The sequence below is a fragment of the Arthrobacter sp. A5 genome (genome assembly GCF_051131705.1).
In the GTDB taxonomy this organism is placed as follows: domain Bacteria; phylum Actinomycetota; class Actinomycetes; order Actinomycetales; family Micrococcaceae; genus Arthrobacter_M.
Genome location: NZ_CP180316.1, coordinates 4,099,010 through 4,111,906, shown reverse-complemented (window position 1 = coordinate 4,111,906; position 12,897 = coordinate 4,099,010). Strand labels below are relative to the sequence as shown.

At 64.6% G+C, this 12,897-nt stretch carries 13 protein-coding genes; 8 read left to right on the top strand and 5 right to left on the bottom strand.

The genetic code is table 11. The features are described from left to right. Positions 1-64: 64 nt before the first annotated feature. The 4 genes from ACLLJI_RS19545 to ACLLJI_RS19530 all read right to left on the bottom strand — a co-directional run bounded on the left by ACLLJI_RS19545 (position 65) and on the right by ACLLJI_RS19530 (position 3,228). Positions 65-1,447, bottom strand: a complete 1,383-nt coding sequence (locus ACLLJI_RS19545) for an MFS transporter (protein ID WP_434615877.1) — start codon at positions 1,445-1,447, stop codon at positions 65-67. Positions 1,448-1,597: 150 nt separating this feature from the next. Further along, the gene (locus tag ACLLJI_RS19540) at positions 1,598-2,068 is read right to left on the bottom strand and encodes an EVE domain-containing protein (protein ID WP_434615874.1); all 471 of its coding nucleotides are present in this window, start codon (positions 2,066-2,068) and stop codon (positions 1,598-1,600) included. Then, the gene (locus tag ACLLJI_RS19535; protein ID WP_434615871.1) at positions 2,062-2,871 is read right to left on the bottom strand and encodes a DUF7715 family protein; all 810 of its coding nucleotides are present in this window, start codon (positions 2,869-2,871) and stop codon (positions 2,062-2,064) included. Before ACLLJI_RS19535 ends, ACLLJI_RS19540 begins: the two co-directional genes overlap by 7 nt. A 111-nt stretch (positions 2,872-2,982) precedes the next feature. Beyond that, positions 2,983-3,228 (bottom strand): hypothetical protein, encoded by a 246-nt coding sequence (locus tag ACLLJI_RS19530; protein WP_434615868.1) that lies wholly within the window; start codon positions 3,226-3,228, stop codon positions 2,983-2,985. Positions 3,229-3,718: 490 nt separating this feature from the next. Between ACLLJI_RS19530 and ACLLJI_RS19525 the strand changes: the two genes are divergently transcribed. The 8 genes from ACLLJI_RS19525 (at position 3,719) to ACLLJI_RS19490 (ending at position 11,818) form a co-directional block, all read left to right on the top strand. Further along, positions 3,719-4,501 carry an SGNH/GDSL hydrolase family protein gene (locus ACLLJI_RS19525; protein ID WP_434615865.1) on the top strand — a complete coding sequence of 261 codons (783 nt, stop codon included), beginning with the start codon at positions 3,719-3,721 and terminating at the stop codon, positions 4,499-4,501. Between the two features lie 357 nt (positions 4,502-4,858). Then, positions 4,859-5,095, top strand: coding sequence for a 50S ribosomal protein L28 (gene rpmB, locus ACLLJI_RS19520; RefSeq protein WP_196397815.1), 237 nt, complete (start codon positions 4,859-4,861; stop codon positions 5,093-5,095). After that, on the top strand, positions 5,095-5,262 hold the full coding sequence (gene rpmG, locus ACLLJI_RS19515) for a 50S ribosomal protein L33 (protein WP_196397816.1): 168 nt from the start codon (positions 5,095-5,097) through the stop codon (positions 5,260-5,262). The genes rpmB and rpmG overlap by 1 nt, the downstream gene beginning before the upstream one ends. Positions 5,263-5,266: 4 nt before the next feature. Beyond that, complete coding sequence (gene rpsN / locus ACLLJI_RS19510; protein ID WP_283560037.1) at positions 5,267-5,572, top strand: 30S ribosomal protein S14; 306 nt, start codon at positions 5,267-5,269, stop codon at positions 5,570-5,572. A 398-nt stretch (positions 5,573-5,970) separates the two neighbouring features. Then, positions 5,971-6,258, top strand: coding sequence for an HU family DNA-binding protein (locus tag ACLLJI_RS19505; protein WP_283560036.1), 288 nt, complete (start codon positions 5,971-5,973; stop codon positions 6,256-6,258). Between the two features lie 270 nt (positions 6,259-6,528). After that, a complete protein-coding gene (locus ACLLJI_RS19500; protein WP_434615859.1) occupies positions 6,529-8,673 on the top strand; it encodes a cytochrome c oxidase assembly protein in 2,145 nt (714 codons plus the stop codon). Beyond that, a complete protein-coding gene (locus ACLLJI_RS19495) occupies positions 8,673-10,688 on the top strand; it encodes an NHL domain-containing thioredoxin family protein (RefSeq protein WP_434615856.1) in 2,016 nt (671 codons plus the stop codon). The genes ACLLJI_RS19500 and ACLLJI_RS19495 overlap by 1 nt, the downstream gene beginning before the upstream one ends. 200 nt (positions 10,689-10,888) lie before the next feature. Continuing rightward, positions 10,889-11,818 carry a type IV toxin-antitoxin system AbiEi family antitoxin domain-containing protein gene (locus ACLLJI_RS19490; protein WP_434615853.1) on the top strand — a complete coding sequence of 310 codons (930 nt, stop codon included), beginning with the start codon at positions 10,889-10,891 and terminating at the stop codon, positions 11,816-11,818. Positions 11,819-11,867: 49 nt separating this feature from the next. Here ACLLJI_RS19490 and ACLLJI_RS19485 read toward each other — a convergent pair whose 3' ends face one another. Further along, entirely contained in the window at positions 11,868-12,863 is a 996-nt protein-coding gene (locus ACLLJI_RS19485; RefSeq protein ID WP_434615850.1) for a hypothetical protein, read from the bottom strand. Positions 12,864-12,897: the final 34 nt, after the last annotated feature.

The following is a 12,897-nucleotide window of genomic DNA, read 5'->3' as shown; positions in this document are numbered from 1 at the left end:
TTCAAGTGCTGAGCCGCGCCAATCGCTTGAGCTGCACAAAATGCGCTGAGGCCCCGTAGGGATCTTAGCCGGTACGCCGGGCGACCAGTCCCGCGGCGAGGGCCAGCAGCGCGGCGACGCCAAATGCCACGGCGAAACCAGCCTCCGGATTGACCAGCAGGGCGGCAAAGACTGCACCCACCGCACCCAGCACGGCGGCGGTGGTCAGCGTCTCGTTCAACTGCAGGGCGGAAGCATTGCTTCCCTGGTCCGCGGGCGGCGCCTGCTCCAGCACCAGGACGGACTGCGTCGGGTAGGCCATACCCATCCCTAGCCCAGCGAAGGCCCAGCCCAGCCACGCGATCCACACGGGCGTGGTCGGCAGCACCACCAGGGCGCAAATCACCACGCCCAGCAGGATTCCCAGCGCCCCGAGCATCAGCCGGCCATGCGGTGCCACGACGCCGCGGCCGGCAAACCAGGAACCGGTGAACCAGGTAATGCCACCTACGGTGAGCGATAGCCCGGCAAGCCACGCCGGCAGCCCGCGCTGCTGAATCATCAGCAGCGGCAGATACACATCGCCCAGCGTGAACGCGGTGCCAATCAGCGCGCGCATCAGGATCAGCGAGGGCATGCCGCGTCGTGAACGCCAGGTTCCCTGCGGCAGCAATCTGGGTACGGCGAGAATCAGGACGACGACGGCAACGCTGAGTTCCACGGGCCACCAGGGTTGCGTGCGCTGGGCTGCGTTCCCCAGGACCAGCACTGCGACGGCAGATGCAAGGGCCCAGCCGGGCCGACGCCATACCGGAGCAAGCCGCAGTTGGGGAATGCGCAGTTGGGGGACGCCCAAACGATGAAGCCTGATACGGGACACCGTAGCGCGGGTCGGAGCGGTCATGTTCATACCGCGGGTGCCGGAGCGGACCAGTGCCACGGCGGAGACGGCCAGGAAGGGAACGGAGACGAACACCCAGCGCCAGCCGAACTGATCAGTCACAGCTCCGCTGATCGCAGGCCCGACAATTGAAGGCAGCACCCAGGCGGCAGCAAGCGCGGCAAACATCTTAGCCCGCAGGGCGGCCGGGAAAACGCGGGCAATCACCACGTACAGGGCCACGCCCTCCAGCCCGGCGCCCAGACCCTGAATGGCGCGCCCTGCCACGAGGACTTCCATGGTGGGCGCGGCGGCAGCCACCAGCAGGCCCAGGCAATCCACCGCGATGCCTGCCATCAGGGGCGCGCCCGGCCCGGAGTGGTCAATCCATGGCGCCGCGAAGGCCATCGCGACCACGGAGGTCGCCATGGTGACAGCAAAGGCCAGGCCGTAGAGTGGAAGGCCCTGCAGTTCCTGCGCTGCCCGGGGCATCGCCGTGGTGATGGCGGAGACGGAATACGCGACGAGAAAGGCCAGACTGAACAGGCCCACCGTCGCCTTGCGGTACTTGGTTCCCCAAATGCCCACCCGCGAGATTTCCGTCTTTTGCCCTGCACCCTTTTGCCCTGCACCCTTTTGTTCTGGGACCTGTTGCTTTGGCCGGGCCCTGCGGATCAGCACGTGGTCGGTGTCGCGGAGTTAGGATTCACTCCTCTATCATCGTCCGTCACCAAGCCCTCAGCCCTCGCTATCCTGATCGGGATGCTTCCATGACTGCGGCTGCGGTTTTCCGCTGGCGACATTGAGCATGGCCGCATGAATCAGAATAAAGTCATCCTCGGCCAGGGGGATCACACCTCGACGCAGTGCGTAGCCCCAGTTCTTCTCCTGCGTTAGCTGCAGGCGTGGCTTGAGCGCCTGTAGCGGCACCGGCGCACCGTCGTCGTATGTCACCCGCCGCCGCCACGGCTGGAACTGGCCTTCGTCGGCCTGCCACGGGTCGCCGTCGGCTATCCGTCCCACGGCGGTGAAGGCTTGCAGCATCAGGCCGTCCAGCAGGCTGGTTCGGGGTGAGTAATAAACAAGGCCATCGCCGGGGAGCATCCGGCGCAACGCTCCCGGTTTGCCATGATCGACCTGCGCAATTCCCAGCTGTACGCCCCGGGCGACGTGGTCCGCGCTGACTACACCTAACCAGTAATTCAGCACGGCCGGCGCCTCTCGATAAAGGGAATGGATGACGGTCTGCTGGCCCGGAGCAGCATGTGCGGGTCCGCATCAATCTCATCCAGCAGCTCGGCGACCTGCACACTGCGGGGCAGCGTGTCATAGCTGTGCCACTGGTTCATTCCACTGGTCCACAACAGCTGCCACTCTCCAGAACTGCCCAAATACCGTAGCCGGGCGGCAGGCCTGTACGTCCACGTGAATTCCTCACCAGGACGGTCCGAGGGCCATAAACGGTACTCCAGCAGGGTCACGTCCCGGCCCCTGACCAGAACGTCGATAGGGAAACCGGATCCGTCAGTCTCGCGTACCTTGGCCGCGCATCTGGTTCTAATAACCAGTAGATCGGCGTCGGGGATCGTGTGAACCGATGGTGCGATATTAGGGTCGGCGCCGTTGATGGGGTGAAACAGCGCCCGGCGGGCGAATTGATCCAGGCGCCGTTCGATGACGGAGCCGAACTGCCAGTACGAGGCCAGTTCCAGGAGACCGTTGGACAGATCGGTTACCCCGTCTGTCGGATATCCCTGGTCCTTTATTCCGCTCCGTAACGCCTCTGTATAGTTCCGCGCGGTGGCGTCGGGCACATCAGTGACCCTCGCCGTGGTCGTCGCGTGTTGCGAGACCAGGCCGGCAAACCCCCGGCCGCAGCCGCAGGGCCCGTCGGGATCCTTCCGGTCTGCGGCGCACGGCGGAAGGATAAATACCAGTTCACCTTCGACGGCGAAGCAATAGTCGTTCTGCCGCTCACCCTGGGTCAGGGCAGTGGCAACGAGTAGTTTCATGACAGCCTCCTTGGTAGTGGTACCAAGTGGTCTATCAGCTGGCTCGGACATTCACGGTTTCACCGGCGGCTGAAGGGTGTCGGCTCCGTCCCGGAAGGTGGCGGCAGGCCTCTAGGCGTTAGTTGGAGCGGCGCTCTCAGCGCTCTCAGCGCTCTCAGCGCTCTCCCGCTCGACGAATTCTTCGTCAATTTCATAGTGCCGAAACTCCGTCTCCGGGTTCGGTTCGCCATCCACGACATATTCGCGGTCAAGCTGGCGCTGTATTTGGCTGTCGAGGATCTGCAGTTTCTTGTCCGCGATCTTGTCGAGATTTTCGGGAAACGCGTCGTTCGGGGTGAGGCGCAGGTTGGTGGGCATGAGGTGCTCTCTATGTCAAGGATCTCCGGAGAGGTCGGTTTGGGATCCGGCCGGATTCGGCGGTTGCCACCAATCGTAACCGCAGCTGAACCGGAGTGGGGGCCGCGAAGGGTGACGGCTAAATCGAAGCGCTGAAGCTGCTCGGGCGGCCGGGAAGGTGAAACTGTTGTCGGTCGCCCTCGGTGCGCATCCGCTGATCTCGTCGTCGGCCGCTGGATGCGCACCAAGAGCTCCCGCGCTGGAACCGTCTCAAGGCCGGCAACCGCTGCCTACACGAACAGAGTCCCCCCGTTTCGGGGAACCTTCCGGCCTGCCGCTGGCGGCGGTCTGCTGCAGGAAACCAGTGCGTAACGCATCCCGGAACCCGACTCGGTGCGCGGGTAGATGCTCCTGAACGGGGTTCAAGGGAACGGGGTTCGGCGGCACCTTCCAAGCCAGGGTGGTATTGATCATAGGATTAGGTATCCAGTTCCCCGAGACGGAGGTAAGTGTGGAATTTACGGCGAAATACGTGGCACTCGGGGATTCTTTCACCGAAGGCATGGGTGACACCGATGCGGTGCTGCCACACGGTTGCCGCGGTTGGGCGGACCGGGTGGCGGAACAGCTCGCCAAGTCCTTCGCGCCCGGTGAACCTGGTCTAGGGTATGCAAATTTGGCCATCCGCGGGAAGAAAATGCGGCAGGTACTGAGTGAACAGATCGATGCCGCCGTGGTGCTGGGCCCCACTCTTGTCAGTATCTACGCCGGAGCCAATGACATTCTGCGGCCCAAAGTCGACATCGACGCACTAATGGGGGATTACAGCCGCGGCATCGCCAAACTCCGCGCCACCGGTGCTGCGGTGCTGATGTTCACCGGCTTCGATTCCAAGGCCTCCGGGGTTTTCGGGAAAACCCGGGGGCGGACCGCGATTTATAACGAGCTGGTGCGGGAGGTAGCCGATAAGCACGACGCGTTGACGGTGGACTACTGGCGTTTTGATGAATACGACGACCCGCGGATGTGGAGCGTGGATCGCATGCACATGTCCACGCCGGGACACATTAATATGGCCCGGCGTGTGCTGGCTGTGCTGGACCGGGAATCCGTGGTGGAAGTCCCGGAACTGGAGCCTCTGCCGGTGCTCAGCCGGTTGAAGGTGGCCGCGGCCAATGCCCAATGGGCGCGCGAATACGTGGGACCGTGGATTAGCCGGCGGCTGCGTGGCGTCTCCTCCGGCGACGCCCTGAGTCCGCGGTGGCCGGAACTTCACACGCCCCCAGCATCCTGACCCACACGCCACCCAATTCCCAGCACCCCAGGCACATCCGTCGGGGAGGAAGACGTCGTAATGCGGCCCCGAAGAAGTATCTGCTGCTCAGCAGGCGGCGCCGGGGCGGGCTACCGGGGCGACCGACCGATTGGTCTTAATCCGCCCCAGCTCATAGAATGGACAGGCGTCAGGTGGCGCGGAGCGTGCGCAATTGCTCCGGTTGCCGGGATTCATCTCCCGGAGGCCGGTAGTTAGGGGCTCAAGTTGCGCGGAATCGCCATTACCTCGGCTGCTTCGGTTGCCGGCCAGGGACGCCCCTGAACGCATTTCATGGCGGGTAAAACCGCTGAACATTCATTTTTTTGGAGGATAGTCATGGCAGCTCACTGCCAAGTGACTGGAGCCGAGCCGGGCTTTGGGCACAGCATTTCGCACTCGCATCGACGCAACAAGCGTCGGTTCGATCCGAACATTCAGAAGAAGCGCTACTGGGTTCCGTCCCTGCGCCGCAATGTCACCCTGACCCTTTCGGTCCGTGGCATCAAGACCATCGACGTGCGCGGTATTGACGCCGTCGTCGCGCAGATCCAGGCACGCGGGGTGAAGCTCTAATGGCAAAAGACAGGGACGTACGTCCGATCATCAAGCTCAAGAGCACCGCGGGTACGGGTTTCACTTACGTCACCCGCAAAAACCGCCGTAACGACCCGGACCGTCTGGTTCTGAAGAAGTACGATCCCAAGATCCGCCAGCACGTCGAATTCCGAGAGGAGCGCTAAACATATGGCTAAGAAGTCAATGATTGCAAAGAACGAACAGCGTAAAGTCATCGTTGAGCGTTACGCCGCCAAGCGCCTCGAGTTGAAGAAGACTCTGGTCGACGCGAACGCCACCGACGAGGCCCGCGAGGCCGCACGTCTGGGCCTGCAGAAGCTTCCGCGCAACGCATCGCCGGTGCGTCTGCGCAACCGCGACACGATCGACGGACGGCCCCGTGGCACGCTCCAGAAGTTCGGTATCTCCCGTGTCCGTTTCCGCGACATGGCACACCGGGGCGAGCTGCCCGGCATCACCAAGTCCAGCTGGTAAGTCGCTGCGGCAGAGAAACGGCTGTTTTGTGAGCTGATTCGCTTCGTCGCATCAAGAAGGACGGTGGCCCCTGTGGCCGCCGTCCTTTTTTCATGTTTCGAATCTGGGTCGCAGCAGCTGCATCCATTCCGGCGTTTGAGTGCGTGTGCTGCTACGTGGATGAGGAACGACGACGGCGGCAGCGGGCCGCCGTCGTCGCTCCCGTTGACCGGTACCGGCACGGCAAAAGGTTGGCTGAGAGCGCAAAAAGCGCGATGACGGCCGGAAAATTCACGGAAATCCCCGAAAAACCCCGAGAAGTAGCCGATTTAGAGAGGTGGAACTGGTATGTTCGCTAACAGTGGTTGGCACGCAACCGGCGTGCAAGCTTCATCCATCCCACGTCCAGGAGGACATACATGGCTAAGAATCGTAGTGAATTGGTTGCAGAGGTCGCGGCTAAGGCTGACACCAGCCAGACCGCAGTGAACGCTGTGCTGGACGCCCTTTTCTCGGTTTTCGAGAGTTCCGTCGCCTCGGGCGAGAAGATCACCATCCCGGGTTGGTTGGCTGTTGAGCGCACCGACCGCGCCGCACGCACGGGCCGCAACCCGCAGACCGGCGAGGCCATCCAGATCGCCGCCGGCCACAGCGTCAAGCTGACCGCAGGCTCTAAGCTCAAGGCTGCCGTCTCCACCAAGAAGTAGTCTTCGCATGGTTTCGTAAAGCATTGGCGGAGGGTGGCTGCCGCAAGGTGGCCGCCTTTCGCCGTCACGCGGGCTCTTCTCTCCCAACTAGGTAGCAGCACCTGCAGTCATAACGTGGTTCGAGTGCAGGTGCTGCTACCTAGTTGGGAAGGAGCCGACAGCGGCTGGCTTCCCCCGGCGCTAGTTCGCGTAAGGCAAGGGAGCGCGGATTCGCGTAAGGCAAGGGAGCGCGGATTCGCGCAAGCCAAGGGGGTGCCGGAGAATGGATGTGTGCCAGTAACCACCGCTCCCCAGAAAACCCCTTCCACGCATGGCTCAGTAGCCGCAGCGGGGATCCGAAGCGTGTGGCTGCTGGGCGGCGGCGGCGCCGCACTGCTGGCCCTGGTGATCGCCCTGATCTTTTCCGGCGCGGCCGCTGCCAAGGCACTGGTGGATCCGGGGGCTTTGACCCGGTGGGGATTACCGGTTTCCCTGACCATCCATAACCTTTCGATTGCCGCGGTAATTGGCGCACTCATTTTCGCGGTGGTGCTGCTGCCCAAGGAACTCAAACCCACGCGGTCCAGCCCCGCGGCACGGGCCGCCCGGAGCACCCGGGATGCGCCGTACCCTCCTGCGCCCGAGCACCCCGCCTTTACCCGTGCCATGACCCTGGCCGCCGGGGCCGGAGCCCTCTGGACCATCTCCGCGGCGGCGGTGCTTATCTTCACCTATTCGGACATCGCGGGCCTGCCGATTTCAGGAACCGGCGATTACTCGAACCAGTTGGTCTACTTCATGACGGACCAACCCACCGGCCAAGCCTGGCTCTCCATCTGCATCTTCGCCGCCGTCGTCACGACGCTTTGTTTCGGAATCCGTTCGCAGACCGGATTGGGCCTGACCCTGGTGCTGGCCCTTCTCGGGCTCGTGCCGCAGGCGCTGATCGGCCACTCCTCGAGCGGCTCGGACCACGAGGGCGCGGTGAATTCCCTGCTCCTGCACATCATCGGAGTTGCTCTCTGGGTGGGCGGCATCATCGCGCTGGCCGCGGTGTCGGGCAAGCTGGGCCTGCTGACCGCACCGGTACTGAAACGGTTTTCCGCCCTGGCGCTGGTGTGTTTCTTCGTCGTTTTCGCCTCCGGTGTCATCAACGCGGCCATTCGCGTGACCAGCTGGGACTCCCTCTTCTCCTCTTCCTACGGCCAGCTGATCATGGCCAAAACCGTCGCCATCATCGTGCTCGGCAGCATCGGCTACATGCACCGGTCCTGGATCATCCCCCGGCTGGAGAGCGGCACGTCCGGCAAGCAGGCGCTGTCCGCCACCCGGGTGCTCTGGCAACTGATCCTTAGTGAGTTGATCATTATGGGAGCCACCAGTGGAATCGCGGTGGCGTTGAGCCGGTCCGCTCCGCCGCAGCCCACCAGCTTCGCCCCTGACGCCACCCCGGCGGTCATCCTCAGCGGATACCCGTTGCCGCCGGAATTGACTTTTTCCCGCTGGTTCAGCCAGTGGCGGCTGGACTGGCTCTGGATAGCCTTTGTGCTGGTCAGTACGGCGTTCTACGTATCCGCGGTGCTCAAGCTCCGCCGGCGCGGAGACAAATGGCCCGTGCCGCGGTTGATCTGCTGGCTGATCGGCATGGCGTCGCTGGTTTACATCACGTCCGGCGGCCCCGCGGTATACGGCCGCGTTCTCTTCAGCGCGCACATGGTGGACCACATGGCGCTGATGGTGGTGGCACCCCTGTTTATGGTGCTGGCAGCCCCCGTCTCGCTGGCCCTGAAAACCTTGGTCCCGCGCGGCGATGGCAGTCGGGGCGCCCGCGAGTGGATACTGGTGATTGTCCACTCCAGGTTCTCGAAGCTCGTAACTCACCCGCTTTTCGCGGCAGCCAACTTTGCCGGCAGCCTCGTGCTTTTCTACTACTCGGGCGCCTTCGGCTACGCCATGCGGGACCACATCGGACACGAGCTGATGATTCTGCACTTCACCCTGACCGGTTACGTCTTCATACTGACCATGATCGGCATCGATCCGCTGCCCCGTCGGGCCCCCTACCCGCTGCGCCTGTTGCTGCTCCTGGCCACCATGGCCTTCCACGCATTCTTCGGTGTGACGCTGATGAGCTCCACGGCCTTGTTGGCCGGGGACTACTTCGGGAACATGGGTCGCAACTGGGGTGCCTCCGCGATTGCCGATCAGCAGGCCGCCGGAGCCATCGCCTGGGGAATCGGTGAGGTGCCCACGCTGCTGGTCGCCCTGGGCGTTGCGGTGATGTGGTCCCGATCGGATGAGCGCGAGACCAAACGCAAGGACCGTGCGGCGGACCGGAATAATGACGCAGACCTGAGTGCTTACAACGATATGTTTGCCGGGCTGGCCCACCGGGACAGTACCGTGCACGACGCGAAGCAGGGAGAACAACGATAGTGGATGCACCAGTAGGAACCGCACCGCACCTGAGAATCAGGGCCTCCGAGCTGCAGGGCCGCGGCTGGCTGAATACCGGCGGAAAAACACTCGGGCTGGAGCAGCTGCGCGGCAAGATCGTGCTGCTGGATTTCTGGACGTTTTGCTGCATCAATTGCCTGCACGTGATCGACGAGCTGCGGCCGCTGGAGCAGGAATACTCCGACGTGCTGGTCACCGTTGGTGTTCACTCGCCCAAATTTGAACATGAGGCCGACCCGGTGGCCCTCGCCGCCGCCGTCGAACGCTATGAAATCCGCCACCCCGTGCTCGATGATCCGGAGCTGCTCACTTGGCAGGCCTACGCTGCCCGCGCCTGGCCCACCTTGGTGGTCATCGATCCGGAGGGCTACATCGTGGCGCATCTTTCCGGTGAGGGACACGCGGCCGGGTTGGCGACGCTGATTCCGGAGCTGATCGCGGAGCATGAGGCCAAGGGCACGCTGCACCGTGGCGACGGCCCGTACGTTGCCCCGGCGCCGACGTCGGGCGCCCTGCGCTTCCCCGGCAAGGTCCTCCCGCTGCCCAATGGCCGATTCCTGGTCTCCGATACCGGACATCACCGGCTGGTGGAGCTCGGCCCGGACCTGCAGAGCGTGCGGCGGACCATCGGCTCCGGCGTGAAGGGGCATGCCGACGGCACGGCCGAGACCGCGCAGTTCAATGAGCCGCAGGGCCTGACGCTGCTCCCGGATGCGGTCGCCGCCCAGGCCGGGTACGACGTGGTGGTCGCCGATTCCGTGAACCACCGGTTGCGCGGCGTGCGGCTGACTGACGGCTCCGTGCGGACGCTGGCCGGAAACGGTGTGCAGCGGTTGCTGGAGGGCGGCCCGGCCCGCGTGGACGACGACGGCGCCGCACTGACGGGCGGCGATCTGGGCTTGTGTCCGCTGGAGGTCGCGCTGTCATCTCCCTGGGACGTTGTCTGGTCGGCGGCGCTTAACCGTGTAGCCGTGGCGATGGCCGGCGTGCATCAGATCTTTGGTTTCGACCCGGCGACCGGCCAGGTGACCATCGTGGCGGGCAACGGTCTGGAGGGGCTGCTGGACGGCCCTGCCGGTCAGGCCTGGTTTGCTCAGCCGTCCGGCCTCGCGGAGGCACCGGATGGCAGCATTTGGGTGGCTGATTCGGAAACGTCCGCGCTGCGGGTGCTGCGGTTCGCGACTCCGCCCCCCGCGCAACTAGGTAGCAGCGCCGGCACGAATGAGCCCGCTAACGTGCCGACAGTGCGACCTGGTTGGGAAGGTGCCGCAGGGGAGGTCGCGGTGGAAACCGCCGTCGGCACCGGACTCTTCGACTTCGGCTTCCGAGACGGAGCCGCGGAGCAGGCACGCCTGCAGCACCCGCTGGGCGTCACCGTGCTCCCGGACGGTTCGGTCGCCGTCGCGGACACCTACAACGGCGCTGTCCGGCGTTTCGACCCGGTCGCCGGGACACTGAGCACCCTTGCCCGCGGGCTCGCAGAGCCTTCCGATGTGCTGCTCGACAGCAGCGGCGACACCCCGCTGCTGATTGTGGTGGAAGCCAACCGGCACCAGCTGGTCCGGTTGCCGGTCCCCAAGGAAGCCCAGCAGGTCGACGAGGGTGCCGCGCAGACCCAGCGTCCCAAGACGCCGGTGGCACCCGGCGCGCTGGCCCTGCAGGTGCGCTTTTCCGCACCGACGGGACAGAAGCTGGACGACCGCTGGGGCGACCCGACGCAGCTGAAGGTCTCCTCCACACCGCCTGATCTGCTAACGGCGGGCGGCGGCACTTCGATTGGTCTGCACCGTACGCTGACACTTTCAGCCGACGTCCCTGAGGGGGTCCTGCATATCACAGCTCGGGCGGCGGCCTGCGACGGCCCGGAAACGGCCGACGGACAGATCCCAGACCACGCAGCCTGCCACCTGTACCAGCAGGATTGGGGCATTCCGGTACTGCTGGACGCCTCCGGCGACACCGGGCTGACGCTTGATCTGCTCGGAATGGACTAACGGGCAGGCTGCGACGCCATGCCCGTTCGGTGCCTCGCCGAGAGGGTCGCGCATTGCCAAGAGGGTTGCACATTGCCGATAGGGTCGCATAGCCCAATATACGGTCATCCTCTCTCCACACCCTGCCCCGGTGGCGCAGCCGGGCACATAATGGCGAGCGATGCTGCCGCTCCGCGTTGCGGCTTGGAATGCTTGTCGGCATGGATGTTGAGCAGGTTTTGCGGAGCCTTGGTGGGGCGGCACGGACGGAAGCCCTTGTGCAGCGCGGTTTCACGACGGCACAGCTGGCCCGGGCGGTCGCGGGGAAGCAGGTGCAGACACGGGAGCGGGGGATTTTGGCGGTTCCCGGCGCCCCCGCCGCGTTCGTGCAGGCGCTGCGCCACCGCGGCGTGCTGACCTGTGCCTCCGCCGCCGGGCAGTATGGGCTGTGGGTGGTGGCGGAGCCTTCCCTTATACATCTTGCTGTCGGCAACGGTCTCCGCGGTCCGGAAACGGGGCCGCAACCGGTCCTGTACTCCGCACCCCGGGCCGGGCCGCACCCCGTTCCGTTGCCTGAACCGCGCACCGTGCTGCACGCGGCACCGCTGTCGTGCCCCGTTACTGGTGCGCCGGTGGCCGCGCTGGAAGACGTGCTGATCCATGCGCTTTTCTGCCTGCCCATACCGGAGTCCGTGGTCATGGTGGAATCGGCGGTGAATCAAGGACTTGTGGATCCGGAGGTTCTGCGTCGACATCTCCCGGCAGGTCGTGATGGGAAGGCCCGAACTGCGCTGGATCTGGTGGAGGAGGGGGCCGATTCGCCGTGGGAAACGCTGGCCAGAATCCTGTTCCGGCGGTTCGGATTCGAGGTTCAGGCCCAAAGCTGGGTCCACGGTGTGGGCGTGGTGCACTTTCTGATCGACGGTTATCTCGTCGCGGAGATCGTTGGATTGGAGCGCCGGCCGCCGGCCGGGCAATTCGCGTCTGCCCCATGGCGTGACGCGGCTGCCGGCATCTCCGGCCATGTGCTGCTGCGGATCCAGTACCCTGATGTCCTGTACCGACCGCACCGGGTCGCGGAAAGGGTGCAGCTCGCGCTGCGCGCCCGAAGACCGACCCGGACGCGCCGCCCGATACTGATGGCAGGTTAAACGCGCGCCCGTGGTCCCGCGGGGCGGGCCATCCCGCTAACGCTTGTGGTCAATAATCCACGACGGGGGTGACGGTGACGCTCCCGCCGCCGGTATCCAATTTGGCGGTGAAGCCGAAGCTCTGCGCCTCTTCCACCGGTACCACCGCGCCCGTGTACAGCTGCTGTTCCTGGTAGCTCACCTGCGCCTTGACGGTCAGTGGAGCGATCACCCATTCCCCACCGTAGGCGGAGATCCCGACCGTTGGATAACTTTCGATGCTCCAGACCACCGGGGTGACAATCCGGTTGTCCGAATGATTGCTGAACGGGCAGCCGGCGGGAAGCAGCACCTGTTGTTTGGCGCAACCGTCCAGATACTGGTGGAGCTGGCTGTTGACATCGGCCATGAGTTTCGGCGACGGCGCCGTGTTCAGCTCGACGGCGAAGGGCTTGTCCCCTGCCGAAGTCACGGCGGTGGTGACCGACGGGGCCTGGAATAGTCCGCTCTGAAATGAGGCCTTGTACTGCCCCGGGTACAGGACCGAAAAAGTGCTCCGGCCCGACGGCATGGTGACCCCTACGCCGTTCAGTGAGGCGGTCGTTTCATTCACGACGGAAACATCGATGGTTGGCAGCGGAGCAGGAACAAACGTCCAGGTGCTGAAGAAGAGCCACCGGTTGCCGGCCGGTTCCAGCAGGAACTCGGTGCTGTGGTCGGCTCCGTCGATTTTGTAGCTGGCGGGGACTTTGACCCGGCCGTCTGCCTGCTCCTGAGGGTCCCCGATCTGCAGGTCCTCGATGGCCGCAGCCGCGCTCTTGAGTCCGCTGCCGTCCAGTACCGCGGGGTTGCCCGCGGGTACGGTCGCCTTGAGCAGGCCCAAGGCCTTGGCTCCGTCGCCATCGCGCAGGGCCTGGAGGTAATCGCGCACGGGCTGTTGCGGACCGAAAAAGCTGGCATTTACCATCGTGATGGTGATGATCGCGGCGGCCACGGCCAGCATCAGTCCCAGCAGCCAGCCGGCCGCGATCCTCATGAGTCGGGTGCCGTTTTTCACTGTGTCCACGATACCCGCTGCTTCGGCGCGTTCTGCTGTCACC

What these genes read in the sequence shown, in the direction of transcription:
- rpmG (WP_196397816.1), top strand. Translation starts at nt 5,095, where the DNA reads ATGGCAAAAGACAGGGACGTACGTCCGATCATCAAGCTCAAGAGCACC.
- ACLLJI_RS19535 (WP_434615871.1), bottom strand. Translation starts at nt 2,871, where the DNA reads ATGAAACTACTCGTTGCCACTGCCCTGACCCAGGGTGAGCGGCAGAAC.
- rpsN (WP_283560037.1), top strand. Translation starts at nt 5,267, where the DNA reads ATGGCTAAGAAGTCAATGATTGCAAAGAACGAACAGCGTAAAGTCATC.
- ACLLJI_RS19530 (WP_434615868.1), bottom strand. Translation starts at nt 3,228, where the DNA reads ATGCCCACCAACCTGCGCCTCACCCCGAACGACGCGTTTCCCGAAAAT.
- rpmB (WP_196397815.1), top strand. Translation starts at nt 4,859, where the DNA reads ATGGCAGCTCACTGCCAAGTGACTGGAGCCGAGCCGGGCTTTGGGCAC.
- ACLLJI_RS19490 (WP_434615853.1), top strand. Translation starts at nt 10,889, where the DNA reads ATGGATGTTGAGCAGGTTTTGCGGAGCCTTGGTGGGGCGGCACGGACG.
- ACLLJI_RS19505 (WP_283560036.1), top strand. Translation starts at nt 5,971, where the DNA reads ATGGCTAAGAATCGTAGTGAATTGGTTGCAGAGGTCGCGGCTAAGGCT.